The sequence below is a fragment of the Micromonospora ureilytica genome (assembly GCF_015751765.1).
Lineage (GTDB): Bacteria > Actinomycetota > Actinomycetes > Mycobacteriales > Micromonosporaceae > Micromonospora > Micromonospora ureilytica.
Window position 1 is genome coordinate 3,213,562 of the sequence record NZ_JADOTX010000001.1, and the last position, 25,759, is coordinate 3,239,320.

Consider the following 25,759-nt stretch of genomic DNA (forward strand, 5'->3'; position numbering starts at 1 on the left):
GCTCAGGCCAGGCGGGTGGCCAGGGCGCGGCCCAGGTCCCGGCCGGAGCGCCAGGCGCTCTGCACCCGGGGTTTGCCGAACGCGTCGCCGGCCAGGCCGATCCCGTCGGCGTCGAGGTGGTGCGTGGCGTCGGCGGCGTCGCTTGTCGGCTTCGCGTACGTCCAGCGGTGGACGTGCACGTCGACGGCCGGCTCGGGCAGCCCGAGCAGATCCCGGACGGCCTGCTCGATCGCCGGGCCGGCCCCGGTGGGTTGGGCCAGGTGCCCGGCCGCGAACCCCGGCACGGTGTGCGCGACCAGCACCGGCGCACCGTCACCGCGCCGGTCGCCGTCGTCGCAGACGAGGTTGAGGACCGGGTGCTCATTGACGAACGCGCCCCGGAAATCCGCCCAGCGCCGGGTCGGGAAGCGCAGCACCGCGGCCAGAGACGGCGACCAGCGCTGCGCCTGCACGACCCGGGTGGCGTCGGTCAGGGCCGGGTCGAGCAGCAGGGCGGCCTGCGGGCCCGGCATGGCCAGGGCGACGGCGGCGCACGGTTCCCCGTCCACCACCGGGCCGGGCTCCACGGTGAGTACCAGCCGGTCGACGGTCACCGGCACCGCGACGGCCAGGTGCTCGACCAACGAGCGCAACCCACGGGGTGCGGCGAAGCGCATCGGCCCAGGCACGTCGTGGTTCCCGCTCCGGTCGTACGCCTGGAAGGTGTCGGTCCACTCGCGGACCAGCCCGGCGGCGCGCCACTGGTCGACCAGAGCGGCGAAGTCCGGGTCGGTGGCGGTGAAGTAGGCGGCGCCGATGTCCGCGGGCCGGCCCTGGAAGCGTTTGCTGGCCATTCGGCCACCGCAGACGTGCCCGCGTTCCCGGACCTGCACCGGCACCCCGGCCCGGGTCAACTCGACAGCACAGGCCACCCCGGCGATCCCCGCCCCGACCACCACGACCTTCGACCGGTCCACGCTCATCTGGTGATCGTAGGTGGCGGCGTGCGGGCATGAACCACCGGCGATCGGGGTACTGGCACACCTGTTCGAAAGAAAGGGTGATGATGATGACGGACCGCCGTACCGAGCAGGCCGACCAGAACGCCGCGATCAAGGACCCGGACGAGTGGGTCACCGGCGACGAGCCGCCGACCGCCGCTCAGGAGTCCTACCTGAGCACGCTGGCCCGGGAAGCCCACGCCGACCTCCCGGACGACCTCACCAAGGCCGAGGCGTCCAAGCGCATCGACGAACTCCAGGCCGAAACGGGCCGAGGCCAGTAACCCCTCCGCGATCTTGCACTTTCTGTCGCGACAAAAGTGCGCACAAGGCACGAACCACCGACAGCAAGTGCAAGATCGCGGGGGCGAGGGCGGGGCGCGAGGGCGGGACGGCGGGGTTAGGGGCGGGGCAGGTGGTGTCGGCGTACCTCGGTCAGGGCGCCCTCGTTGATCTCGGCGGTCAGGTAGGTGGCGTGGGGTTGGGAGCGGCGGTCGGTGGGCGAGCCGGGGTTGAGCAGGCGCAGCCCACCGGGCGCCTCGGTGTCCCAGGGGATGTGCGAATGCCCGAAGACCAGCAGGTCGACGTCGGGAAAGCGGGCCGCACACCGCTTCTCGCGACCGGTCCGTGGCCCGGTCTCGTGCACCACAGCGACCCGCAGGCCGTCGAGCTCAACCCGGGCCACCTCCGGCAGCCGGGCGCGCAGCGCCGGGCCGTCGTTGTTGCCGCACACCCCGATCAGCCGACGCGATCGCGCGGTCATGGAGTCGAGCAACGCCTCGTCCACCCAGTCGCCGGCGTGTACCACCACGTCGGCCGCCTCGATGGCCGCCCAGAGGGGCCCGGGTAGGTCCCGGGCCCGCTTCGGTACGTGGGTGTCCGCCGTGAGCACCAGCCGCATCCCGGCATTCTCCCCCAACCTCACGATCACTTGATGCTGAGTAGCTGCAGGAGCCTTTCCACAACTACTCAGCATCAAGTGATCAAGGAGCAACGAGCCGGTCAGGGGGCGGTCACGGCAGGGTCCACCGTTGCGCTCCGGTGCCGTTGCAGGTCCAGATCCGCAGTTGCCGACCGTCGGTGAGGTCCGAGTTGGGAATGTCCAGGCAACGCCCGGACTGGGGGTTGCGCAGGCTGCCGTCCGGCTGGGCGGCCCACTGCTGGGCCCCGCTGCCGTTGCAGTCGTAGAGCTGCACGAGCGTGCCGTCGGTGGTGCCGCTCGCCTTCACGTCCAGGCACTTGGCGAGCCCACGCACCGTGCCGTCGCCGGGCAGGGTCCAGCTCTGCGCGGCGGTGCCGTTGCAGGTCCAGGTCTGCACCTTGGTGCCGTTCGCCGTCTGGCCGGAGGCGATGTCCGCGCACTTGCCGAGGGCCGTCACCGCACCGCTGCGCGGCCCGCCGGTGCCGACGCCCGGGCCGGTGAAGGTGTAGCTGTCCACGTCCAGCAACGCCCCGCTGCCGCCGGTGACGACCAGGTACAGGTCGTGGGTGCCGTCGTCGGGCCCTGTCACCGTGGCGCTCAGCTCGGTGTAGTTGTCCCAGCCGCCGGTGTTCGGCACCGCGATCCGGGCGACCTCGGTACCGGTCGGTGAGTCGTACCGGAAGGAGAGGGTGCCCCCGGGGCCGCCGGAGGAGACGCGGGCGCGCACACCGGTGATTCCCTTGAGGCTCACCGCGTGGTGCCGGACGCTCTCGCCGTTCTGGACGTCACCCAACCGCTTGCCGCCCTCGGCCGCCGCCTGGTCGATCACCTTGGGGCCGTTGAGCTGGACGAAGTGCTCGGCCTGCCACTGTTTCGGATAGAGGCTGATCTCCTGCTCGCCGGTGAGTGCCGCCGAGCCGGTCGCGCCGCGATCGGTGTAGCTGCCCCGCAGGACGAAGAACAGCACCGAGTCGGGGCCGGCGTGCACGGGGCCGGTGTTGAAGGTCGCGCCGCAGCCGGTCCCCTCCCCCTCCTCGTGGGCGTGTTCCTGGTGGCCGAGCGCGGCCCGGACGACCACCGCCGAGCAGGCCGGCGCGCCGTCCTGCGGGTCACTGGCGGAGGCACCCACCGTCAGGTCCTGCCCCCAGTCGAAGAGCCCGCCGGCGGGCAGGCCGGTCAGCGTGACCGTCGGCCGGTTGTTGCCGACCACCACCGACACCACTGTGGTGGCGCTGCGGCCGGTGCCGTCATTGACGGTGAGCCGGGCGCTGTAGCTGCCGTTGGCGGAGTACGTGAAGGACGGGTTCGCGGCGGTCGAGTCGGTGCTGCCGTTGTTGGTGAAGTCCCAGGCGTACGTCAGCGGGTCGCCGTCCGGGTCCGAGCTGCCGGCGCTGGAGAAGGTCACCGAGAGCGGGGCGAGGCCGTTGTCCCGGTTGATCGTGGCCCTGGCCAGCGGCGATCGGCCACCCTGCACGTAGTTGATTTTGTAGAGACCGGCGTCGGCAGCGCCGGAGAAGTAGCCGCTGCCGTACTCCAGCAGGTAGAGCGAGCCGTCCGGGCCGAACTGCCAGTCGATCGGGTGGACGAGTTGCATGCCGGCGAGCACCGGCTCGATCACGGTCGGCGTCCCGGTGGACGGGTTGCCGTTGTCGAACTGGACCTCCTTGATCCAGTTTCGGCAGTACTCGGAGATCAGCCACTTGTTGTCGTAGTAGGCCGGCCACTTGACGTCCGAGACGAGGTTCGGGTCGTAGTGGTAGACCTCGACGTGGTTGGGTGACCCGCACCCGCCCGGGTTGTCCAGCGCCGGCCAGTCCTCACTGCCGCCGTGCTGTTCCCAGACCAGCGCCGGCTTCGTCGCCGGAAGCTGCTGGAGACCGGTGTTGCGGGGGGAGTTGTTGACCGGGCCGGTCGAGCCGCCGCAGGGGAACCAGCCGCGCGGCGTGGCGGTGGCGAAGTCCCAGTCGTTGTAGGCGACGTTCGGGCCGCCGCAGTACGGCCAGCCGTAGTTGCCGGGCCCGTTGGCCCGGTTGAACTCGTCGTACGCCGCCGGGCCACGGTTGGCGAGGTCGACGCCGGCATCCGGGCCGACCTCACCCCAGTAGAGGGTGTTGTTCGCGGTCCGGTCCACCCAGATCCGGTACGGATTGCGCACGCCCATCACGTAGATCTCCGGGCGCGTTCGCGCGGTGCCGGCGGCGAAGAGGTTGCCGGCGGGGACGGTGTAGCTGCCGTCGTTCTCCGGGTGGATCCGGTTGATCTTGCCGCGCAGGTCGTTGGTGTTGCCGGAGGTGCGCTGGGCGTCGTACTGCGCGTTGCGGTTCGTCCGCTCGTCGATCGGGGCCATTCCGGCGGAGTCGCCACCGGAGTTGGTGTTGTCGCCGACGGCGAAGTACAGGTTGCCGGCGGTGTCCCAGCTCATCGAGCCGGCGGAGTGGCAGCAGAGGTCCCGTTCGGTGGGCCACTCGATGAGCACGTCCTCGCTGCCCGCGTCGAGCAGCAGTGTGGACGGGTTGAAGGTGAACCGGCTGATCCGGTTGACCAGTGGGGTGACCTTCGGCGAGTAGAAGAGGTAGACCCAGCGGTTGCTCGCGAAGCTCGGGTGCAGGGTGATGCCGATCAGGCCGTCCTCGAAGCGGGCGTCCAACGCCAGGGTCAGGGCCACAGTGGTGGACCTGGTCGCCGGGTTGTAGAGGCGGACCTGGCCACCGCCGCTGCTGGTGCCCCGGTTGATGTAGAAGACCTTGCCGTCGGGGGCGACGGCCAGTTCGATCGGTTCGCCCATGGAGAGACCGCCGTCGAGGGCGACCTTCTCGAAACCGATGGTGGCGGGCGGCGCGAGGGCAGCGGCCTGGGCCGGGGACGCGGCGGCCGGTAGAACGCCTGCCTGCGGGACGAGGCAGAGGGTGACCAGGACGGTGAGCACTGTGGTGGCGCTGACGAGACGTCGGCGCGGTGTGCGGGACACGAGACCTCCAGCTGTCCGGGGGATCTCGGTGCCGCTCCCGCCGACTGGAGGAGCACCGCAGGGTGTCCCGGACATTAACGTCTTTCACTGGAGAGCGATAGAACTTCGCGTCAACAGATGGAAAGTTGTCACTATCTAGACGAAAGTCCGGCTCACTGGCGCACCGGCGAGAAGTACGCCGGGGGCATTCCGCACTGACGCAGCGTCGGGTCCCGCTCGACGTCGGTCAGCACACCGGCAGCGTTGATCAGGCCGATGTGGGAGAACGCCTGGGGGAAGTTGCCCAACTGCTCCCCGGTCAGCGGGTCGATCTGCTCGGCGAACAGGCCGAGGTCGTTGACCCGCTCCGCCAACCCCCGGAACAACTCGTGCGCCCGGTCCCGCTCACCGGCCAGCGCCAGGCAGCACACCAGCCAGAACGAGCAGATCAGAAACCCCGCCGGGTCGCCGTCCCAGCGCCGCAGCAGGCCGTCGTGGGAGAGCCGCTCCTCCACCTCGCGGATCGTCGAGCGCATCCGCGGGTCGTCGGCCCGCACGAATCCGACGAGCGGCATCACCAACACCGACGCGTCCAGGTCGTCGGACTCGAAACTCCCGGTGTACGACTGGAGCCGCTCGCTCCAGCCCCGTTCGAGGACCTCCGCGCGGACCGCGTCGCGAGCGGCCGCCCAGCGGGCCACGTCCTGCGGCTCGCCGAGCTTGTCACCGAAGCGGACCGCCCGATCCAGGGCGACCCAGCACTGCACCTTCGAGGACACGTGGTGGTGCTGGATGCCGCGCTCCTCCCACATGCCCGCGTCGGGCAACGCCCAGTCCCGTGCGGCCTGGTCGGCGAGCACCCGGAGAACGTGCTGTACCTCCGTGCCCAGCGGCTCCAGCTTGTCGCGCATCAACCAGGCGGCATCCATCGCCTCGCCGAAGATGTCGGTCTGCCGCTGCTGCCACGCGTCGTTGCCGATCACCACCGGTGGGCTGTCGCGGTAGCCGCCGAGCTGTTCCAGGCGGTGTTCGGTCAGGTCCCGCTCGCCCAGCACCCCGTACATGATGGGCACCGGTTTGTCGTCGACACGGCCCATCGCCCGACCCAACCAGGCGAACTGCCGCTGCACCTCGTCCAGGCACGTCGTCCGCCACAGTGCCCGCAGCGTCAGGCTGAAGTCACGCACCCAGACGTAGCGGTAGTCGTAGTTGCGGTCCCCGCCGAGTTTTTCCGGCAGCGAGGTGGTCACCGAGGCCACCACCGCGCCGCTGGGCCGGTACGTCATGCCCTGCACCACAAGCCGGCTGCGCCGCACCTGCTCGGGGTAGAGCCCGTCGTACGGGTGTTGGGCCGACCAGGAACGCCAGCCGGCGACGGTGTCGGCGATGGTCTGGTCGGCGTCCGGCACCTCGGGCAGCGGAGCGTCGTAGGTCGGGGCGTACCCGAGGGTGAAGTTGTGTTTCGTGCCGGCGCGGGCGGTGAACGCCCCGGTGGCCTCGCCATCGCCGGCGGTCAACCGCACGCTGCCGCGCAGGGTGAGCCGGGCTGCCCCGGCGATGGCCTCCAGCATGTCCTCGTGCTCGATCAGGTACGCGATGGTGCGGCCGTACTCGAAGCGCGGCCGGTACTGCACCCGCATCGGCACCGAACCGGACAGCCCCTCCACCGAACGGACCAGCACCTGCGGCGAGTGCAGGCCGATGTCGTGACCGCGCGAGCCGGGCTCGAAGGCGAGCGCGTCGGTCAGCGCGACCTCTCCCTGCGCGGTGCGGAAGACCGTCCGCAGCACCAGCGTGTCCTCGAGATAGCAGCGTTCGACCCGGTAGTCGCCCTCGGGCTGGATCGACCAGTGCCCGGCGTTGTCGTCGAGCAACCGCCCGAACACCGACGGGGCGTCGTACCGGCCCGGGCACCACCAGTTCACCGAGCCCGAGGCGTCCACCAGCGCCGCGCTGCGGCCGTCGGCGAGGAAACCGTAGTCGCTGATCTGTCCGCTCTCCACCTGACTGGCTACCCGGGGAGTCCGCGCCCATTCCCCTCCTACCCGGCAACGGGCACCGCGTTACCGGTCGGCCTGGACGGGAACCCGGGGAGCTGACGAGGGAGGATGCTCATGACGTCAGCTTCGGGGCCGACCGCCGCCTGGCGGTCCGGCACACAGGGTGGCGACCTGCTTCCATCCGGGCCGGCCGGCCGCCTTGCCACACCGGCCGGGGACGGCCACGGGCCGGAAGGCGGCCCGCCGACCGTGACGATCGGCTCGTACCCGGACTATCCGACCGCGCAGCGGGTCGTTGACCACCTGGCCGACAACCGCTTTCCGGTGGAGCACAGCGCCATCGTCGGCACCAACCTCACCCTGGTGGAGACGGTGCTCGGGCGGATGACCACCGGTCGAGCCGGCCTGCTCGGCGCCGGCACCGGCGCCTGGTTCGGGCTCTTCATCGGCCTGCTGTTCGGCATCTTCACCGTCGGCAACTGGCTGGCGGTGATCCTGGTCGGGCTGGTCATCGGTGCGATCTGGGGCGCCGTGTTCGGCGCTGTCGCACACGCGATGACGGGCGGGCAGCGCGACTTCACCTCAGCCAGCTCACTGCGCGCCGGCCAGTACGCGGTGACCGTCGACGCGCAGCTCGCCGACCAGGCGCGACAGCTGCTCGGTCGGATGCAGGTGCCCGGACGGGCGGCCGCCGACCGCTGAGCGACGACCGACCGCCCGTCCCGGCAGCATTCGGGGCGGGCGGCCGTCTCGTCGTTCAGTCGTGGTACGCCAGCTCGCCGGCCCGCAGCGGCAGGTCGATCCGATTCTCCGGAGGTGCCAGCGGACAGGCCCAGCGGTCGTCATAGGCACAGCTCGGGTTGTAGAGGTAGTTGCCGTCCAGCCGGACCCGGTCGCCGGGCAACAGCTCGACGCCCCGGCCGAAGGTGCCCTTCACCGTGTCGGTGAGGTACCGCCCTCCCCCGTAGCTCTCCCGCCCACAGGTGCCGTCCCGCAGCGGAACGAACAGCCCACCCCCGTACGCCTCGATCCACCACAGGGTCAGCGGCCCCCAGGGCGTCTCGGCCACCGCGACCCGCCGGTACGCGACCACCCCGTCCGGGCCGCCGGTGTCGATCCGCAGCTCGCCGCTTGCCGCTCGCAGGGGCGCCTCGACCACGGCCTCGGGATTGGGCGGGAAGTAGCGCACCCCGGAAAAGCCGGCCCGCTCCGCCGCGGGGATCGGGCTCTGCGGGTGGGTGGCGAAGAGGTCGTCGCGGCCGGCGCGGAAGCCGGCCAGGTCGACGTCGGACAGGTACAGCCGGGCGACCCGCTCCCGCCAGTCGGCCAATTCCAGATCATCCACGCCACCGAGCCTATGCCGTGGCGCTGCGGCACCTCAGCGCGACGGCCAGTTGGTCAGGACGGCGTCGAGCGCGTCCAGGGTGCGCGACCACGAGTCGTCGGTGGGGCGCGGCGTGTGTCGGAAGCTGCCGGTCTTCTCCAGGCTCACGAACCCGTGGAACGTGCTGTGCATCATCCGCACCGCGTCGGTCTGGTCGGGTTCGGAGAGACGGTAGCCGCGCAGGATCGCCCGGGTCATCTCGGCGTGCCGGATGCCCGCGCTGGCGGCGGCGGTCTCCGGGTCTAGGTCGATCTGCATGGCGGCGTAGCGGCCCGGGTGCTCTCGCGCGTAGTCGCGGTACGCGTCGGCGAACGCCACCAGGGCGTCCTTGCCGGCCCGGCCGGCGAGCGCGGCGGCGACCCGGTCGGCCAGCTCCGCCAGGGCCAGCAGGGCGATGCGGACCCGCAGGTCGTGTGCGTTCTTGAGGTGGAAGTAGAGGCTGGCGTCCTTCACCCCGAACTGGCGCGCGAGGGCGGCAACCGTGACGTTCTCCACGCCCACCTCGTCGGCCAGCTCGGCTGCGGCCAGCGTCAGGCGCTCCACGGTCACCCCGGCACGTGCCATGCAGCACACTCCCCACCTAGCCGTAATAATCACTTGCCTAGGGGAGCTAGGCTACTACCTATGTTGGTCCTGACCGAATCCGCCATCCGCGCTTCCTTCGTCAACTGCTCCAAGGGCGAGGCGAAGCGGCTGGCCGTACCGAACGATCTTGAAATGCGCCAGTGGGACGACCTCGACTTCCTCGGCTGGCGGGATCCCTCCGCGCCACAGCGGGCCTACCTGGTCGCCGAGACCGACGGCAAGCTGGCCGGGGTGGTGCTGCGGGCCGCGACGCACCAGATGGGGCGCGTGCGGCACAGCATGTGCTCGTTCTGCCTGACCACCCACCTCGGCGGTGGCGTCTCGTTGATGACCGCCCCCAAGGCCGGTCCGAGCGGACGACAGGGCGACTCCGTGGGCACGTACCTGTGCTCCGACCTGGCCTGCTCGCTGTACCTGCGGGGGAAGAAGCACGCCGGGCCCCCCGCGCCGGAGCCGCTGCCCCTGCCGGAGCGGATCGAGCGCGTCAAAACCGCCCTCGCGACGTTCCTCCGCAAGGTCACCGAGTGACGGTTTGAGGCGACCGGGCGCGGCCGGTGCGTGTTCGAAGCCCGGCCCTAGCGGTCGGTGGCCAGTCGGGCGTGCAGGTGCTCGTCGTAGCGGCGGCCGTCGCCGTACCGGTACGACTCGCGCAGTGTGCCCTCGGCCGGGTAGCCGGCCCGGTCGGCGACCCGGCAGGACGCCGGGTTGGCCACCGCGTGGCACAGCTCCACCCGGTGCAGTCCGAGATCCGCGAACGCCCAGTCGGTGAGTCGGACGACGGCGCGCACCGCCACCTGACGTCCCCGTGCCGCGGGCACCGTCCAGTAGCCGATGGACGCGTCGCCGTCGTGGATGCGGTGCAGCGACACCGAGCCGAGCAGTTTGCCGTCGCCCGCCGCGGTGACCGCCATCGAGGCATGGCCGCCGGTGGACCAGTCGGCCCGGCGGCGCACCCAGAGCAGTGCGACCTCGTCGTCGATCGGGCCGCCGCCCTGCGGGTTCCACTGGGCGATCGCCGGGTCGCGGAGGGCGTCGCGCACCGCCGGGGCGTCCTCGTCTCGCCAGGGGCGCAGCAACAGGTCGGCGGCGGCGAGTTCCACGTGTTCCACGAGGCCGGAGTCTGGCACAACCAGCCGCCTCCGCGCCGCCGTATTACCGCAGACTTCCTTCAAAGCTGCACGATCTGCGGGCCAGGGCGCGGAAAAGTGATGCAGGCAACGCTAGAGCTTGTTAGTTAAATTTTGAACGAGTGCTATCGTCAGGGGCATGACCGAGAGCCTGGACAGCACCCGAGAGGCCGCCTGGCGCGCCTACATCGAGGCCAGCCAGCGTCTCTACACCCAGTTGGAAGAGGAGCTGCGGGTCGACAGCCACCTCAGCTTCGCCGACTACCACGTGCTGGTCCTGCTCTCCGAGGCACCCGGGCAGCGGCTCCGGATGGGCGAGCTGGCCAGCCGGCTGATCTTCTCGCCCAGCCGCCTCACCTACCAGGTCTCCTCCATGCAGCGTCGTGGCCTGGTCAGCAAGGAGCCCTGCCCGGACGACCGGCGCGGCAGCGAGGCGGTGCTCACCGCCGCCGGGCTGCTCGTCCTGCGGGAAGCCGCACCCCACCATCTGGCGTCGGTGCGTACCCATCTCATGGACGACCTCGACGATGCCGAGGTCGCCTGCCTCACCCGGGTCTTCGACCGGCTTGGCGAGCGCCTGCGGGCGTCGCGGGTCAGCTCGACCACCCCCGCCTCACGCTAGGAGCCCTCGACATGCCCGCGATCACCGTCGACAACGTTCTCGTCCTGCCCCGCCTGCCCCGACTCGACGAGACCACCACCACGATCCGCCCGGTCCGCACGGTGACCACGGCGCCCAGCGGCTTCGAGGGTGAGGGCTTCCCGGTCCGTCGCGCCTTCGCCGGGGTGTCGACCACCGACCTGGACCCGTTCATCCATCTCGACCAGATGGGCGAGGTCGACTATCAGCCGGGCGAGCCGAAGGGCACGCCGTGGCACCCGCACCGCGGCTTCGAGACCGTCACTTACATCATCGACGGCGTCTTCGACCACCAGGACTCCAACGGCGGTGGCGGCACGATCACCGACGGCGACACCCAGTGGATGACGGCCGGCAGTGGCCTGCTGCACATCGAGGCGCCGCCGGAGCACCTGGTGATGAGCGGCGGGCTCTTCCACGGCACCCAGCTCTGGGTCAACCTGCCCCGCTCGGCCAAGATGAACCCGCCCCGCTACCAGGACATCCGAGGTCGCGAGTCGGCGCTGCTCACCACGCCCGACGGCGGGGCACTCATCCGGGTCATCGCCGGCGAGGTCGCCGGACACCGCGGCCCGGGTTCGACATTCACCCCGATCACCATCACGCACGTGACGGTGCAGCCCGGGGCCCAGGTCGACCTGCCCTGGCGGCCAGAGTTCAACGCCCTGGTCTACGTGCTGGGCGGCCGCGGCACTGTCGGCGCCGACCGCCGACCGGTCCGTACCGGCCAGCTCGCGGTGCACGGCCCGGGTGACGCCCTACGCTTCAGCGCCGACACCGCGCAGGACAGCAACACCCCGGCGCTGGACCTCTACATCATGGGTGGTCAGCCGATCCGGGAGCCGGTGGCACAGTACGGCCCATTCGTGATGAACACCCGAGACGAGCTGCTCAAGGCGTTCGAGGACTTCCAGGCCGGTCGCCTCGGCGTGATCCCCACCGAGCGGCTCCCGCACACCGGCGGCCAGGGCACCCGGCCCTGACCACTGCCGACCGCTGAGATCGGGCGCCGACGCCCTCCGTAGACCCCGGGGGGCGTCGGCGCCGCCTCACGAGACCGCGAAAATCCCGGCGACGCCCAAAATCACCATCACCAACACCGCTACCAGCGCACCCCGTTCGCTCTCCACCGCCGGCTCGCGGTTCTCGGTCACGGGATTCGTCGTGTCGCGGGGCATGGTGTGGCCTCCTCGGCTGTTGTCGCGTCGCTTCCGATGGCGTTGGCCAGGTCACCTGTCTGTCGGCCTGGCGTGCGGACCCGCGTCGGGGGTCCTACCGTGAGGACGTTGCCGACCTCCAGGGGGGCTGGACGGTGCCATTGCAGGACTGGTTTCTCACCGCAGAGGAACGCGCCAACCCGGTGTCTGGCATACCCGTATGGACCACGGGAAACCTCGCCGAGCCGTTGATTCACGGTGCCGCGTACTTCGACCGGCTGGTCGACGAAGTCGAGGCCCTGGGCCCCGGCGACCACCTGTTCTTCACCGACTGGCGGGGTGACCCGGACCAGCGGCTGCGCCCGGACGGTCCGACCGTGGCCCAGCTCTTCGCGCAGGCCGCCCAACGCGGCGTGGTGGTCAAGGGGTTGATCTGGCGCTCGCACCTCGACGTCCTGGCGTACAGCGAGGCGGAGAACCGCGACCTCAGCGAGACGATCTCGGCCGCCGGTGGGGAGGTGCTGCTGGATCAACGGGTCCGGCGCGGCGGCTCGCACCATCAGAAGCTCGTGGTGCTGCGGCACCTGGGCGCGCCCGAGCGGGACGTCGCCTTCGCCGGCGGGATCGACCTGTGCCACAGCCGCCGCGATGACGCCGCTCACCACGGCGACCCGCAGCCGGTGCAGATGTCACCCCGGTACGGGCCCAATCCGCCCTGGCACGACGTGCAGCTCGCGGTGCGCGGTCCGGTGGTCGGCGCGTTGGACACCCTGTTCCGGGAACGCTGGACCGACCCGATGCCCCTGGACTCGGAGAACCCGATTGCCTACCTGCGGGACCGGCTGCGCGGCTCGGACCTGCGCCCCGACCCGCTGCCCGAGCAACCCGCCGATCCGCCGCCCTGCGGTCCGCACCAGATCCAGGTGCTTCGCACCTACCCCGCCGTCCGGCCCCGCTACTCGTTCGCACCGGACGGGGAACGGACCGTGGCCCGGGGTTACACCAAGGCGGTACGCCGTGCCCGCCGACTCATCTACCTGGAGGATCAGTACCTCTGGTCGGCCGAGGTCGCGGACCTGTTCGCGCACGCGCTGCGGGACAACCCGGACCTGCACCTGATCGCCGTCGTCCCCCGCCACCCGGACGTGGACGGCAAGCTGGCGTTGCCGCCGAACATGGTCGGGCGCGAGCAGGCGCTGTCACTGTGCGAGCGGGCCGCACCGGACCGGGTGCACGTGTTCGACGTGGAGAACCACGCCGGCGACCCGGTCTACGTGCACGCGAAGGTGTGTGTGATCGACGACGTCTGGGCCAGCGTCGGCAGCGACAACTTCAACCGGCGGTCCTGGACGCACGACAGCGAGTTGTCCTGCGCGGTGCTCGACGACACCCCGGACCAGCGGGAGCCCACCGACCCCGCTGGGCGGGGCGACGGCGCGCGGACCTTCGCCCGGGACCTGCGACTGCGGCTGTGGCGCGAGCACCTGGACCGTGACCCGGACGGCGCGGACGACGCCGACCTGCTGGACCCGGCGGACGCCGTCGCGGCCGTCACGGCCGCCGCCGACGCGCTACAGCAGTGGTACGACGACGGTCAGGAGGGAGAACGACCGCCCGGACGGCTGCGGCCGCACCGCCCCGAGCGGCTGCCGTGGTACACCCGGGCCTGGGCGCTGCCGGTGTACCGGCTGGTCTACGACCCGGACGGCAGGCCGCTGCGCGCGAGACTGGCCGGCACCTGGTGAAGCTGTCGGGCCGGCTCCGGCGCGGCGACCGCGTGCACGTTCAGCCCGCCGGGGTAGGCGAACGACGAGCGCGGTGAGTAGTAGCCGAAACCGATGGTCAGCGGGTTGGCCGGGCGCAGCGCGTAGATCGGGTGGCCGGGCTGGAGGAACTCCACCGACTCGATCTCGAACGGGGCGACCGGCTCGGCGACGAACGGGTAGACCGAGCTGATCAGTTGGCCGTCGCGCCGGGTGAAGTAGCGGTGGTGCCCGCTGCTGATCACGTGCCCGGTCTCCCCCACGCGACACCGTGCCCGGAGCAACGTCGTGCCGTCGATCTCCGTCTCGGAGAGCAGGTCCTCGCCCTTCACGTCGATCCGGGTGCGCCCGGCGAGCACCGGGGCGCCGCGGGCGACCGCGTACTCACGGACCCGCCGGCTGGAGGCCACGTAGTGGGTCCACCAGCCACCCGGGTTGAGGCCGCCGGGCGCGTCGACGCCCAGGAGCGAGACGCCGAGGTAGGTCAGCGAGTACGCGCCGAAGCCGGAGGTCTGCGTCTCGTCGTCGACGACGTACTGGTTGAGGAAGACCTGCCGGTCGGGGCGGGGGCAGAGCCCCGGGGGGACCAGCGCGGCGACCGCGTCGGGATCCGCCGGCAGCCAGCTGAAGTAGAGGGTGCGACTGTTCACAACGAGCTGGGGAGCGGCTGGATCGAGCACGGTGCCTCCGAACCGGGTGTCGTACACGCGACGCTACGGCCGGTCCCGCCAGCGGGACAAGGACGGATAGTCGACACTCCTGCCGACTTGTCGGATTTCATGTTGACCAGTCGACGCAGCTGGGGGACCCGATCGGTCGGACCGATCGGCCGACCGGGCAGCGACTCACAGCGGGAAACCGGGTAAGGGTCCTCACAGCCACCTCAAATTCTGGCTGATTTGCCTGCTTTGTGGTGTGACACGCCTTAAGTACATCAACCTTTCGGCTAGATTTCGGGGAGACGATCAGGTTAAGGTGACTCCCGAACGGCCCAATGGAAGCTAAACCAAAGCGTCACGTCTTTTTTGTCAGCGGACGAGGTGCAGGGAGGACCACCCATGACCGCGCCAACGATCACCGAGCAGCCGAGCGCCGCCGTCAAGGCCACCACCAAGCTCGACCCGCGCGCTCTCACCGACAGCGCCGCCGACCTGCTCAACGCCATGGCGGCGCTGCCCGCCAACCACCCGTCGCGCGCCGCGCTGCGGGACCGGGCGATCGAGGCCTGGCTGCCGCTCGCCAACCACCTGGCCCACCGCTACAGCGGGCGCGGCGAGCCGAACGACGACCTGGCGCAGACCGCCGCGATCGGCCTGATCAAGGCCATCGACAAGTTCGACCCCTCCCGCGGTGTCGACTTCGCCGGTTACGCGATCCCCACCATCATCGGCGAGCTCAAGCGCCACTTCCGGGACCGCACCTGGGACATCCGGGTGCCCCGCCGGCTCCAGGAGCTGCGGCTGGCCATCTCCGACGCCAACAGCTCGCTCCTGCAGACCCTCGGCCGCTCGCCGACGGTCGCCGACATCGCCGCGCACCTCAAGCTCACCGAGGAAGAGGTGCTGGAGGGCCTGGAAGGCGCCCGCGCGTACAACGCGGTGTCGCTCTCCACCCCGACCGGCGACGGCGAGCGCGCCACCGAGCTGGGCGACATGCTCGGCGGCGAGGACAGCGAGTTCGAGCTGGCTGAGCTGCGGGTCGCGCTCGGCCCGGCACTGGCCACCCTCGACGAGCGCGAGCAGAAGATCCTCACGCTGCGCTTCTACGGCAACCTGACCCAGTCGCAGATCGCCGACCAGATCGGCGTCTCGCAGATGCACGTCTCGCGGCTGCTGACCCGGGCGCTGACCAAGCTGCGCGGCCAGCTCGACGGCACGTACTGACCAGTTCACGACGGAAGGGCCGGGTCCGTGGACCCGGCCCTTCCCTCTGTCCGTGTTGTCACGTGAGCGTGACAGTGTGACAGCGCGACCGCTGCGCGTACCGGTGCTGTCGCGTCAGCGGCCGACCGGCTCCCGCCACATCGGCCAGAACGGCGTGCCGTCGGGCACCCGGAACGGCTCGCCGGCCAGGTAACCGTGCTTCGCGTACAGGTCCCGGCTGCGCGGACTGCTCGCCTCCAGGTACGCCGGCATCCCGTTGGCGTCCAGCCAGGCGTGGTGGTGCCGCATCAGCGCGCTCCCCAACCCCTGCCCCTGCCGGTCGGGCTGGGTGGCCAGGAACGCGAGGTGGTGGTGATCCGGATGCGGGTGGTTCGCCGCGAACAGCTCGTCCAGGTGCTGGAACCGGTCGGTCCACTCGCCGCAGGCGGCGGCCAGTCGGGCGTCGTAGTCCGCCGGCGGCGGCGCCGGTTCGCCAACCGACGGAAGCCAGACCGCGACCGAGGCCCGGTCCGCCGTGGCGTGGACCATGCCGTGCCGCATCGCGTGCTCGACCAGGATCTCGAAGTCTCCGGCCAGCACGGCCTCCCGCTTGCTCGCGTCCGGGACGAGCCAGTACGTCACCTTCAGGACGGTGAACGCCTCGGCGATCCGACCCGCCACGAGGGTGGTCTCCTCCGGTCCGAGCCGTTCGATGACCACGCTCATCGGGTCACCTCCACGGCGACCGGCGCCTCCGGCTTGACGGCGGCTGCGGCGCTCGCCGCGCCCAGGCCGATCCGGGCGTACGTGTCCGGGCGGTTGCTGCGCAGCAGCAGGGCCCAGCCGATGCCCAGCAGGGCAGCCACCGGGTACGCGGCGGGCAGCGCCCACCGCAGCGTGGAGTCCGGCGCGACGCCGAGCAGGTTGGCGAAGTTCGACACGGCCAACCAGATGATCACGAAGAGCGCGATGGTGGCCAGGCCGGGTGCGATGGCCCGCCGCCAGAGGTTCTCGCCGCCGCCGGAGCGGGCGAAGTAGGCGATCACCGCCACCGAGGTGGTGGCGATCAGCAGCAGGACGCCGAAACCGCCGGTGGTGCCGACCCAGAAGAACAGTTGGACCACCGGGTCCCAGCCGTTGACCGCGTACAGCAGGATGACCAGCAGTCCGAGGACGCTCTGCGCCACCGAGGCGGCCCGCGGCGCCCCGGTACGGGCCGAGGTCTTCCCGAACACCGCCGGCAGCACCCGCTCCCGACCGAGCGCGAACGTGTAGCGGGCCGTGGTGTTGTGGAACGAGATCATCGCGGCGAGCACCGAGGTCAGGAAGAGCACCTGCCCGATGGTGACCGCGGTGTCGCCGAGCTGTGCGGCGGCCAGGTTGAAGATCAGCCCGACGCTCTGCTCGCCGGCCTCGGCGACGATCCGGTCCTGCCCCACGGCGACCGTCATGGTCCAGGACGACAGCGCGTACAGCCCGGCGATGATCGCCACCGAGAGGTAGGTGGCCAGCGGCACCGTGCGCTTCGGGTCCTTGCTCTCCTCGCTGAAGACCACCGCCGACTCGAAGCCGACGAAGCCGAGGACGGCCAGCACCAGCACCGCGCCGACGCCCGGCACGAAGAGGTTGTCCGGTGAGAACGAGGCGAAGCTGACCTCACCGTCGGCCGGGTTGCCGATCTGCCCCAGGTCGAAGACGAGGACCACCACGATCTCGGCGACCAGCAGCGCGGCCAGGACCATGCCGTTGAGGTCGACCCGGAGCAGGCCGAGTATGCCGACCAACGCCCATGCCACCAGGGCCACGACGGCCCAGTGCGGGTGCCCGCCGAAGAGCCGGTCGAGCACCGGCTCGGCCGCCACACCGATCGTGCCGTAGAGCCCGACCTGCAGCGCGTTGTAGGCGATCAGCGCGACCCAGGCCGCGCCCACGCCGGCCGGCCGGCCGAGGCCGCGGGAGATGTAGGCGTAGAAGGCGCCGGCGTTCTCCACCCGGCGGGACATCGCCACGTAGCCCACCGAGAACAGGGCGAGCACCGCGGCGATCAGCAGGAAGGCCAGCGGGATTCCGGTCACCCCGATGACGCCGTAGCCGGTGGTCACGACGCCGGCCACCACTGTCAGCGGCGCGGCGGCGGAGAGGACGAAGAAGATCACCGAGGGGATGCCGAGGCGGCCTCGGGCCAGGGCTTCGGAGACGTTGCTCGGTCGGTCGACTGTCGATGTCGGGGGCATACGACTACTCCGATTGGTCGAGGGGAGGGTTGGGTAACCGGCGGGATCAGGGAATGCCGCGCAGCACGGCGGCCCCGACGGCGGCCTCGGTGTGCCCGACGAGTTCCTTGAGGGGTGCCGGCAGCGCGGGGATGAGGACGTTCAGCCGGTGGTGCGCGCGAGGGCCGGCGCTCCACAGCACCTCTCGGGTCAGCCCGGCGGCTACGACCAGGCCGAGCAGCAGGGCGTCCGGCACGCCCGGCGGGTCCGGACGGTCCAGCAGGGCCCGCAGCCGGGTAGCCGGCCAGGCCACCGCGTTGAGGTCGATCGGCAGGTAGCTGACAGTGGTACGCAGCAGCCGGCGACTCTCCTGGCGGCGCAGCACGCCGGCGCGGGCCAGCCGCTCCCCCACCGAGGCCGTCGCGCTCTGCGACAGGAAGCTCAGCCAGGTGCGCAACTCCCGGTGTTGGGACTCGCCGATCAACTGGTCCAGCACGGTGTGTGCCAGCGCGTCCGCTGGCGGGCGCCGGTCGATGACGGTGACCTGCCCGGCCGTCACGGTGATGTGTCCATAAAGGATCAGCTCGCCGAGCAGCCCTCCGGCCAGCCCGAGCCCGGTCGCCGCCGGGTGCAGCTTGGCCTTGCCACGACTGTCGTTGTGTGCGATCAGGAAGAACTCGTCGGCGATGAGCAACGGTCCTCCCGCACAGGTGTGTCCACAGTGATCGCGACCGGGAAAGGATGCACCGACAGCTACTGCAACGCAACTCCCAGATTTGAAAGTTGCACTCCGTGCAGGCGCGACCTGCGGATCTTGTCGTGGCAGACTCGGACGGTGACCGCCATTCCCACCATCCGACCCGCCGCCAGCCCGACCGTGCGGCGGCGCCGCATCGCGCGGGAACTCCGCCAACTCCGGGAACGCGCGGGCATGACCCTCGATGTGGCCGCCCGTCAGCTCGACATGTCGAAGAGCAATCTCTCCCGGATCGAGACCGCGCAGATCGGCATCAAACCGCGCGATGTCCGGGCCGCCCTCGCGCTCTACGAGGTGACCGGTTCGGATGCCGAAGCGCTGATCGAGATCGCCCGGGGGGCACAGCAGCGCGGCTGGTGGCAGAACTACAGCGACGTGCTCCCCGAGTGGTTCGAGTTCTACGTCGGGCTGGAGGCCGAGGCGGCGACGCTGCGCACCTACGAGGCCGAGTCGGTGCCCGGGCTGTTGCAGACCGAGGCGTACGCGCGGGAGATCTTCCGGCGCACCGCCGGCGAGGACGGCCTGGAGCGCAAGATCGCCGCCCGACTGCACCGGCAGGAGGTGCTGCGCCGCGAGGACCCGGTCGACCTGTCGGTGATCATCAACGAGGCGGTGCTCCTGCGCCCGGTCGGCGGCCCCGCGGTGATGGCCGAACAGTTGGTCCACATGAGCCGAATCGCGCAACTACCCAACGTGACAATTCAGGTACTTCCTTTCGCGGCCGGCGGGCATCCGGCCATGAGCACCCCGTACGTGATCCTCCACTTCGCCGACGCCGCCGACGCGTCAGTGGTTTACCTGGATAACCTCACGATGGGACTGGCTCTGGAGGATGCCGATCATGTGCTCGGGTATAGCCTTCTGCACGAGGAGCTGTGCCGGATGGCGCTCGATCCGACGGCGTCGATGACCCGTCTTGAGCAGGCTTCTCGTAACTTTGCGTGACCGCGTCTGCGGCACGCCGACGCAGACGAGAGGCACCGCGGATGACGGCGTACGACCTGACCCGAGCGGACTGGCGCACCAGCACGCGCAGCAGCGGCAACGGCAACTGCGTGGAGGTCGCGACAGTCGACGGTCAGGTCGCCGTCCGGGACAGCAAGGACCGCTCCGGCCCGGTGCTCGCCTTCGGCGCGGCGACCTGGCGGGCCTTCCTGCTCGGCGTCGGCGAGGTCCGTCGCTCCTGACTCGCCCGCGCCGGTGCGAGACTGGGCCGTGCTCTCCGACGTAACACTTGACCTGCCGGTCCGTCCGGTGCTGCCGGCGCTGGTCGCAGCACTCGACGCGGCCGGCGCCGGTGTGCTGGTGGCCCCGCCGGGCACCGGCAAGACCACCCTCGCGCCGCTGGCCGTGGCCGACCGGGTGACCGGTCGGGTGGTGATCGCCCAACCCCGCCGGGTGGCGGCTCGTGCCGCCGCCCGGCGAATGGCCGAGCTGCTCGGCGAGCGGGTCGGCGAGCGGGTCGGCTACGCGGTGCGCGGCGAGCGCAAGGTGGGCCCGGCCACCCGGATCGAGGTGGTCACCACCGGCCTGCTGGTCCGACGGCTGCACCACGACCCGGAGCTGCCCGGCACGGGCGCCGTGCTGCTCGACGAGTGCCACGAACGTCAACTCGACGCCGACCTCGCGCTGGCCTTCACCGTGGAGGCGCGCGCCACCCTCCGGCCGGACCTGTGGTTGCTGGCGATGTCGGCGACCCCGGACACCGACCGGTTCGCCGCGCTGCTGGGCGGGTCCGCCCCGGCCCCGGTGGTACGGGCCGACTCGGCGTTGCATCCGGTGCAGCGGATCTGGGTGCCCCCGGCACGCCCCATCGCTCCGCCCGGGGCCGGGCCGGTGGACCGGGCCCTGCTCGACCACGTGGCCGCCACCGTCCGGCGGGCGCTGCGCGAGCACGACGGCGACGTGCTCGTCTTCCTGCCCGGGGCCGGCGAGATCGCGGGGGTCAGCGGCCGCCTGAGCGACCTGCGGGACGCGGTCGCGCTGCTGCCGCTGCACGGCCGTCAACGCGGCGCCGAGCAGGACGCCGCCCTGCGGCGCGCGGACCGGCGGCGGGTCGTGCTGGCCACCGCGTTGGCCGAGACCAGTCTGACCGTCCCGGGCGTGCGGATCGTGGTGGACGCCGGGCTCTCCCGGGTGCCCCGGATCGACCTGGCCCGTGGGCTGGGCGCGCTGGTCACCGTGCCGGTCTCCCGCGCCGCCGCCACCCAGCGGGCCGGCCGGGCCGGCCGGGAGGCCCCCGGGTACGTCTACCGCTGCTGGTCGGCGGCGACCCATGAGCGGCTGCCCGCCCGCGCCGAGCCGGAGATCGCCACCGCCGACCTGACCGGTTTCGCGCTGGAGCTTGCCGCCTGGGGCCGACCGGACGGCGTCGGGCTCGCGTTGCCCGACGCGCCGCCGGCCGCCGCGATGACCGTGGCCCGGGACACCCTGGAGACCCTGGGCGCGGTCGACGCCGACGGTCGGATCACGGCGCGGGGGCGTTCGATCGCCGCCGCCGGGGCGCACCCACGGCTGGCCCGGGCGCTACTCGACGGTGCCGGTCGGGTCGGCGCCGACCGCGCCGCCGAGGTGGTCGCCCTGCTCGCCGAGGAGAGCGCTGCCGGCCCCGGTGACGATCTGGTCGCCGGTTGGCGTCGGCTGCGCACCGGCGTCGACGCGGGCGCGACAGCCCGCTGGCGCACCGAGGTACGCCGGCTGCGCGCCGCGCTGCCGACCGGCCCACCGTCGAAGGGCCGCTCCGATGCCACCGGCCGCGCCGGCTCGGGCGGGCTGAGCGACGATCTCGCCGCCGGGCTGCTCGTCGGTCTGGCGTACCCGGAGCGGTTGGCCCGGGTGCGGCGGCCGGGCGGTTCGGCGTACCTGATGACCGGCGGGACCGCCGCGGAGCTGGCGGCCGGCTCGGGGCTGGTCGGGTCCGACTGGCTGGCGGTGGCTGTCGCGGACCGCACCCCCGGCGCGCCGTCGGCCCGCGTCCGCCGCGCCTCCCCGGTGGACGAGGCGACGGCCCGGGAGGCGGCCGGTCCGTTGCTGCGCACGGCCCGCGAGGTCGGCTGGTCCGATGGGGACGTGGTGGCCCGGGAGGTGACCCGGCTCGGCGCGATCGAGTTGGTCCAACGGCGGCTGGACCGGCCGGACCGGGCGGAGGTGGCCGCCGCGTTGCTGACCGGCCTGCGTCAGGACGGGCTGGGGCTGCTGCCCTGGACGCCGGCGGCGCGGGCGCTGCGCGAGCGGCTCGCGTTCCTCCGGCACCACCTGGGTGATCCGTGGCCGGAGGTCGACGACGACTCGTTGCTCGACGCCGCGCCGAGTTGGTTGGGCCCGGAGCTGGCCGCCGCGCGACGCCGGGCCGACCTGGCGCGAGTGGACGTCTCGTCGGCGCTGCGTCGGCTGCTGCCCTGGGCGCAGGCCGCCCGCCTCGACGAGCTGGCCCCGGAGCGGATCGAGGTGCCGAGTGGTTCTCGGATCCGGTTGGACTACAGCGACCCGGCCGCGCCGGTGCTCGCCGTGAAGCTCCAGGAGACGTTCGGCTGGCCGGCGGCCCCCCGCATCGCCGACGGTCGGGTGCCGGTGCTGCTGCACCTGCTCTCCCCCGCCGGCCGGCCGGTGGCGGTCACCGCGGATCTGGCGTCGTTCTGGCGTACCGGCTATCCGCAGGTCCGCTCCGAGCTGCGCGGGCGCTATCCCCGGCACCCGTGGCCGGAGGATCCGGGAACGGCGACACCTACCCGGCACGCCACGCCACGTCGGCGCTGAGCGCCGGCCTACTCCTCGACGACGTCGGCCACCACGACTGTGACGTTGTCCGGCGCGCCGGCGCGCAGGGCCAGGTCGATCAGCTTGCCGGCGCAGGCGCCCCGGTCCGGATGGCCGCTGAGCACCTCGGTGAGGGTGTCCGGGCGGACCACGTTGGAGAGGCCGTCGCTGCACAGCAGCCACCGGTCGCCGGCCCGGGGCACCATCGTCGCGTACGACGGGGAGACCTCGTCGCCCTGCAGCGCCTGGGTGACCACGGCGCGGCGCGGGTGGCTGCTGGCCTGGTCCGCAGTGATCACGCCCTGGTCCACAAGCATCTGGACGAACGTGTCGTCCCGGGTGATCTGCTTGAGCACGCCCTCGCGGAACAGGTAGGCCCGGGAGTCGCCGACGTGCGCGAGGGCCAGGCAGCTGCCGGTACGGGCGAAGAGCAGGGCGGTCAGCGTGGTGCCCATGCCCTGGCGCTCGGGATCCTCGGCGACCGCCTGGCGGATCCGGGAGGTGGCCAACGCGATGCCACCCTCGAGCGCGGCCACCAGGGCGTCCTCGGGTGTCTCCACGTCCAGCGGGGCGACCGCGTCGATGGTGAGGGCGCTGGCCAGGTCGCCGGCGGCCATCCCGCCCATGCCGTCGGCGACGGCGACGAGCCAGGTGCCGGCGTGCAGGGCGTCCTGGTTTCCGCTGCGGATCAGCCCACGGTCGCTCGTTCCCACGGAACGCAGCTTCAGGGTCATGGGAGGCAGCCTGCCAGGCGAAGGGCGCAGTTGTCTCTAGGAGATCAGGACGACGGCGCGTGGCGCGGCCAATCTCACGTTCGGGTGGCGGCGCGTCCCGGGGCGCCCGCGGCGCTGACCGCCCTCGTCGGACGCCAGAACCCATCCAACCAGATCAATTGACATGACGCACCGGCACTGGAAACATCGAGCCGATACCTGGGAGCGCTCCCAGGATCTCCCCGCCACCACCGTCCCACCTCCCGTCCCGGAAGGACTCCCCGTGACGTCATCCCGACGCCGCCTCCTGTTGGCTGCGGCGACCACTCTGGCCCTCACCGGCGCGGGCGCCGGCGCGGCCTACGCCGACCCACCACCGGACGCCCCCGAGCAGATCGACAACGGCGACTTCAGCGCCGGGGTGAGCCCCTGGTTCTCCTTCGGCACCGGCGCGCTGGCGGTCACCGACGGCCAGCTCTGCACCACAGTCGCAGGCGGGCTGGCCAACCCGTGGGACGCCGGCATCGGCCAGGACGGCGTGCCGCTGATCGCCGGCGCCGAATACACCCTCGGCTTCGCGGTCTCCGCCACCCCCGGCGCCGCGGTCAAGGCCGTCTTGCAGCTCGGCAGCGCCCCGTACACCACGTACGCGGCCGTGGACGCCACCGCGACCGGCACCCTCCAGCGGGTCGAGCAGACCTTCACCGTGCCGGACGACAACCCCAACGCCCAGCTGATCTTCCAGGTCGGCGGTTCGGCCCAGGCGCAGACCATCTGCCTGGACGACGTCTCGCTGCGCGGCGGCGAGCCACCCGAGCCGTACGAGCCGGACACCGGGCCACGGGTGCGCGTCAACCAGGTCGGCTACCTTCCCGGCGGCCCGAAGAACGCCACAGTCGTCACCGAGGCCACCGCACCGCTGCCCTGGCAGCTGCGCAGCGCCGCCGGCGCCGTCGTGGCCAGTGGCACCACCACCGCTCGCGGCGTCGACGCCGCCTCCGGGCAGAACGTGCAGACTGTCGACTTCTCCGGCTACCGCACCCCCGGCGCCGGGCTCACGCTCACAGTGGACGGCGAGACCAGCCACCCGTTCGACATCTCCGGCGCCATCTACGACCAACTGCGCTCCGACTCGTTGCAGTTCTTCTACGCCCAGCGCAGCGGCATCGCCATCGACGGTGACCTGATCGGCGACGAGTACGCCCGACCCGCCGGCCACCTCGGCGTCGCACCCAACAAGGGCGACACCAACGTGCCCTGCCAGCCGGGTGTCTGCGACTACTCCCTCGACGTGCGCGGCGGCTGGTACGACGCCGGCGACCACGGCAAGTACGTGGTCAACGGCGGAATCGCCACCTACCAGCTGTTGAACACCTTCGAGCGGACCAGGACGGCGGCCACCGCCAACGGCGGCGCGGAACTCGCCGACGGCACGCTGCGGGTGCCCGAGCGCGACAACGGGGTGCCGGACATCCTCGACGAGGCCCGCTGGGAGCTGGAGTTCCTGCTGCGCATGCAGGTGCCCGCCGGCAAGCCGCTCGCCGGCATGGTCCACCACAAGATCCACGACCAGAACTGGACCGGTCTGCCCCTCGCTCCGCAGGACGACCCGCAGCCGCGCGAGCTGCACCCGCCGTCGACCGCGGCCACCCTCAACCTCGCCGCCACCGCCGCCCAGTGCGCCCGGCTCTTCGCCCCCTACGACGCGGCGTTCGCGACCCGTTGCGGCACTGCCGCGAAGACGGCCTACGCCGCGGCCAAGACCCACCCGGTGCTGTACGCCAGCCCGACCGACGGCACCGGCGGCGGCGCGTACGACGACAGCAACGTCACCGACGAGTTCTACTGGGCGGCGTCCGAGCTGTACCTGACCACCGGGGCGCAGAACTACCTGGCCGACCTGACCGCCTCGAGTCACCACACCGGAAACGTGTTCGACGCACGGGGCTTCGGCTGGCAGAGCGTCGCCGCGCTGGGCCGCCTCGACCTGGCCACCGTGCCGAACGGGCTGCCCGCCGCCGATCTGGCCCGGGTCCGCTCCTCGGTCACCGCCGCCGCCGACACGTACCTCGCCGAGCTGCGCCAGCAGGCGTACGGGCTGCCGATGCCCGGCGACGCCAACAGCTACTTCTGGGGCGGCAACAGCAACGTCATCAACAACGCCGTGGTGCTGGCCACCGCCTTCGACCTGACCCGCAACCCGGCCTACCGCGACGGCGCCGTACAGGCCATGGACTACATCCTCGGCCGCAACGCCCTGAACATCTCCTACGTCACCGGGTGGGGAGAGCACGCAGCGCAGAACCAGCACAGCCGGATCTTCGGCCACCAGCTCGACCCGAACCTGCCCCGACCGCCCGCCGGCTCCCTCGCCGGTGGCCCGAACGCGGCCCTCCAGGACCCGTTCGTGGCGCAACTGCTCGCCGGTTGCGAGCCGATGTTCTGCTACATCGACGACATCAACTCGTACTCGACAAACGAGGTGGCGATCAACTGGAACTCGGCGCTGGCCTGGATCTCGTCGTTCCTGGCCGACCAGGGTGACGCCGGGGCGGTGCCGGCCACCACCTGCACGGCGCGCTACACCAACTACGGCGCCTGGCAGGGCGGCACCGGGTTCACCGGGCAGCTGACCATCCAGAACACGGGTACCGCGACCGTCAACGGCTGGAGCGTGCGCTTCGCGTTCACCGGTGACCAGCGGGTACGCGAGGCGTGGCTGGCGAAGGTCGCCCAGTCGGGCGCGACGGTGACCGCCCGCAACGAGTCGTACAACGCCAAGATCGCACCTGGCGGCACTGTGACGTTCGGCTTCAACGCGACGACAGGCGGGGGCGCCAACCCGAGCCCCGGCCTGGTCACCGTCAACGGAGCGGCCTGCTCGCTGAGCTGAGCCTGGTCCTGGTGGCCGCCCGGGGAAGGCGGCCACCAGGACCGCACGATCGCGCGGCCG

General features: G+C 71.7%; 24 protein-coding genes. 11 read left to right on the plus strand and 13 right to left on the minus strand.

Annotated elements, in window-relative coordinates:
- Positions 1 to 2 precede the first annotated feature (2 nt).
- The gene (locus IW248_RS14385; RefSeq protein WP_196927406.1) at positions 3 to 962 is read right to left on the minus strand and encodes an NAD(P)/FAD-dependent oxidoreductase; all 960 of its coding nucleotides are present in this window, start codon (positions 960 to 962) and stop codon (positions 3 to 5) included.
- Positions 963 to 1,045: 83 nt separating this feature from the next.
- On the opposite strand from IW248_RS14385, the gene IW248_RS14390 reads away from it, so the two are divergent.
- Positions 1,046 to 1,264 (plus strand): DUF3072 domain-containing protein, encoded by a 219-nt coding sequence (locus IW248_RS14390; RefSeq protein ID WP_091402204.1) that lies wholly within the window; start codon positions 1,046 to 1,048, stop codon positions 1,262 to 1,264.
- Between the two features lie 116 nt (positions 1,265 to 1,380).
- Here IW248_RS14390 and IW248_RS14395 read toward each other — a convergent pair whose 3' ends face one another.
- The 3 genes from IW248_RS14395 to IW248_RS14405 form a co-directional block, all read right to left on the minus strand.
- On the minus strand, positions 1,381 to 1,881 hold the full coding sequence (locus IW248_RS14395) for a metallophosphoesterase family protein (RefSeq protein ID WP_196927407.1): 501 nt from the start codon (positions 1,879 to 1,881) through the stop codon (positions 1,381 to 1,383).
- Between the two features lie 112 nt (positions 1,882 to 1,993).
- Positions 1,994 to 4,870, minus strand: a complete 2,877-nt coding sequence (locus IW248_RS14400; protein WP_196927408.1) for a ricin-type beta-trefoil lectin domain protein — start codon at positions 4,868 to 4,870, stop codon at positions 1,994 to 1,996.
- Positions 4,871 to 5,022: 152 nt separating this feature from the next.
- The gene (locus IW248_RS14405) at positions 5,023 to 6,852 is read right to left on the minus strand and encodes a glycoside hydrolase family 15 protein (RefSeq protein ID WP_196927409.1); all 1,830 of its coding nucleotides are present in this window, start codon (positions 6,850 to 6,852) and stop codon (positions 5,023 to 5,025) included.
- Positions 6,853 to 6,963: 111 nt separating this feature from the next.
- On the opposite strand from IW248_RS14405, the gene IW248_RS14410 reads away from it, so the two are divergent.
- Positions 6,964 to 7,551, plus strand: coding sequence for a YflT domain-containing protein (locus IW248_RS14410; protein WP_196927410.1), 588 nt, complete (start codon positions 6,964 to 6,966; stop codon positions 7,549 to 7,551).
- 55 nt (positions 7,552 to 7,606) lie between these two features.
- Here IW248_RS14410 and IW248_RS14415 read toward each other — a convergent pair whose 3' ends face one another.
- Both IW248_RS14415 and IW248_RS14420 read right to left on the minus strand, forming a co-directional pair.
- A complete protein-coding gene (locus IW248_RS14415; protein WP_196927411.1) occupies positions 7,607 to 8,194 on the minus strand; it encodes a DUF1684 domain-containing protein in 588 nt (195 codons plus the stop codon).
- A gap of 33 nt (positions 8,195 to 8,227) precedes the next feature.
- Entirely contained in the window at positions 8,228 to 8,797 is a 570-nt protein-coding gene (locus IW248_RS14420) for a TetR/AcrR family transcriptional regulator (RefSeq protein ID WP_124823266.1), read from the minus strand.
- 60 nt (positions 8,798 to 8,857) lie between these two features.
- Here IW248_RS14420 and IW248_RS14425 point away from each other — a divergent pair, with 60 nt between their 5' ends.
- A complete protein-coding gene (locus IW248_RS14425) occupies positions 8,858 to 9,346 on the plus strand; it encodes an FBP domain-containing protein (protein ID WP_196927412.1) in 489 nt (162 codons plus the stop codon).
- A gap of 47 nt (positions 9,347 to 9,393) precedes the next feature.
- Here IW248_RS14425 and IW248_RS14430 read toward each other — a convergent pair whose 3' ends face one another.
- Entirely contained in the window at positions 9,394 to 9,927 is a 534-nt protein-coding gene (locus IW248_RS14430) for a GNAT family N-acetyltransferase (RefSeq protein ID WP_196927413.1), read from the minus strand.
- Positions 9,928 to 10,084: 157 nt separating this feature from the next.
- Between IW248_RS14430 and IW248_RS14435 the strand changes: the two genes are divergently transcribed.
- On the plus strand, positions 10,085 to 10,567 hold the full coding sequence (locus tag IW248_RS14435) for a MarR family winged helix-turn-helix transcriptional regulator (RefSeq protein ID WP_196927414.1): 483 nt from the start codon (positions 10,085 to 10,087) through the stop codon (positions 10,565 to 10,567).
- An 11-nt stretch (positions 10,568 to 10,578) separates the two neighbouring features.
- Positions 10,579 to 11,568 (plus strand): pirin family protein, encoded by a 990-nt coding sequence (locus tag IW248_RS14440; RefSeq protein ID WP_196927415.1) that lies wholly within the window; start codon positions 10,579 to 10,581, stop codon positions 11,566 to 11,568.
- Positions 11,569 to 11,634: 66 nt separating this feature from the next.
- Here IW248_RS14440 and IW248_RS33525 read toward each other — a convergent pair whose 3' ends face one another.
- Entirely contained in the window at positions 11,635 to 11,763 is a 129-nt protein-coding gene (locus tag IW248_RS33525) for a hypothetical protein (protein WP_256441970.1), read from the minus strand.
- 134 nt (positions 11,764 to 11,897) lie between these two features.
- Between IW248_RS33525 and IW248_RS14445 the strand changes: the two genes are divergently transcribed.
- Positions 11,898 to 13,487, plus strand: a complete 1,590-nt coding sequence (locus IW248_RS14445; protein WP_196927416.1) for a phospholipase D family protein — start codon at positions 11,898 to 11,900, stop codon at positions 13,485 to 13,487.
- Here IW248_RS14445 and IW248_RS14450 read toward each other — a convergent pair.
- Positions 13,436 to 14,185 (minus strand): hypothetical protein, encoded by a 750-nt coding sequence (locus IW248_RS14450; protein ID WP_124823272.1) that lies wholly within the window; start codon positions 14,183 to 14,185, stop codon positions 13,436 to 13,438. The two genes, IW248_RS14445 and IW248_RS14450, sit on opposite strands and share 52 nt — an antisense overlap.
- Positions 14,186 to 14,563: 378 nt before the next feature.
- Between IW248_RS14450 and IW248_RS14455 the strand changes: the two genes are divergently transcribed.
- Positions 14,564 to 15,388: a SigB/SigF/SigG family RNA polymerase sigma factor gene (locus tag IW248_RS14455; RefSeq protein ID WP_196922151.1), complete on the plus strand. Its 825-nt coding sequence runs from the start codon at positions 14,564 to 14,566 to the stop codon at positions 15,386 to 15,388.
- A 114-nt stretch (positions 15,389 to 15,502) separates the two neighbouring features.
- Here IW248_RS14455 and IW248_RS14460 read toward each other — a convergent pair whose 3' ends face one another.
- The 3 genes from IW248_RS14460 to IW248_RS14470 are packed head-to-tail and all read right to left on the minus strand — an operon-like array spanning position 15,503 to position 18,274.
- Positions 15,503 to 16,093 carry a GNAT family N-acetyltransferase gene (locus IW248_RS14460; protein WP_196927417.1) on the minus strand — a complete coding sequence of 197 codons (591 nt, stop codon included), beginning with the start codon at positions 16,091 to 16,093 and terminating at the stop codon, positions 15,503 to 15,505.
- Positions 16,090 to 17,601, minus strand: a complete 1,512-nt coding sequence (locus IW248_RS14465; RefSeq protein ID WP_196927418.1) for an APC family permease — start codon at positions 17,599 to 17,601, stop codon at positions 16,090 to 16,092. Before IW248_RS14465 ends, IW248_RS14460 begins: the two co-directional genes overlap by 4 nt.
- 46 nt (positions 17,602 to 17,647) lie before the next feature.
- The gene (locus IW248_RS14470; protein ID WP_124823276.1) at positions 17,648 to 18,274 is read right to left on the minus strand and encodes a GOLPH3/VPS74 family protein; all 627 of its coding nucleotides are present in this window, start codon (positions 18,272 to 18,274) and stop codon (positions 17,648 to 17,650) included.
- Between the two features lie 183 nt (positions 18,275 to 18,457).
- Between IW248_RS14470 and IW248_RS14475 the strand changes: the two genes are divergently transcribed.
- Genes IW248_RS14475 through hrpB form a run of 3 tightly spaced genes read left to right on the plus strand, consistent with a single transcriptional unit; the run spans position 18,458 to position 22,093 of the window.
- Positions 18,458 to 19,282 (plus strand): helix-turn-helix domain-containing protein, encoded by an 825-nt coding sequence (locus tag IW248_RS14475; RefSeq protein WP_276314663.1) that lies wholly within the window; start codon positions 18,458 to 18,460, stop codon positions 19,280 to 19,282.
- 41 nt (positions 19,283 to 19,323) lie between these two features.
- Positions 19,324 to 19,524 (plus strand): DUF397 domain-containing protein, encoded by a 201-nt coding sequence (locus tag IW248_RS14480; RefSeq protein WP_196927419.1) that lies wholly within the window; start codon positions 19,324 to 19,326, stop codon positions 19,522 to 19,524.
- A 28-nt stretch (positions 19,525 to 19,552) separates the two neighbouring features.
- Positions 19,553 to 22,093 (plus strand): ATP-dependent helicase HrpB, encoded by a 2,541-nt coding sequence (gene hrpB, locus IW248_RS14485; RefSeq protein WP_196927420.1) that lies wholly within the window; start codon positions 19,553 to 19,555, stop codon positions 22,091 to 22,093.
- Positions 22,094 to 22,101: 8 nt separating this feature from the next.
- Here hrpB and IW248_RS14490 read toward each other — a convergent pair whose 3' ends face one another.
- Entirely contained in the window at positions 22,102 to 22,827 is a 726-nt protein-coding gene (locus IW248_RS14490) for a PP2C family protein-serine/threonine phosphatase (protein WP_124820596.1), read from the minus strand.
- Between the two features lie 262 nt (positions 22,828 to 23,089).
- On the opposite strand from IW248_RS14490, the gene IW248_RS14495 reads away from it, so the two are divergent.
- Complete coding sequence (locus IW248_RS14495; RefSeq protein WP_196927421.1) at positions 23,090 to 25,699, plus strand: glycoside hydrolase family 9 protein; 2,610 nt, start codon at positions 23,090 to 23,092, stop codon at positions 25,697 to 25,699.
- Positions 25,700 to 25,759: the final 60 nt, after the last annotated feature.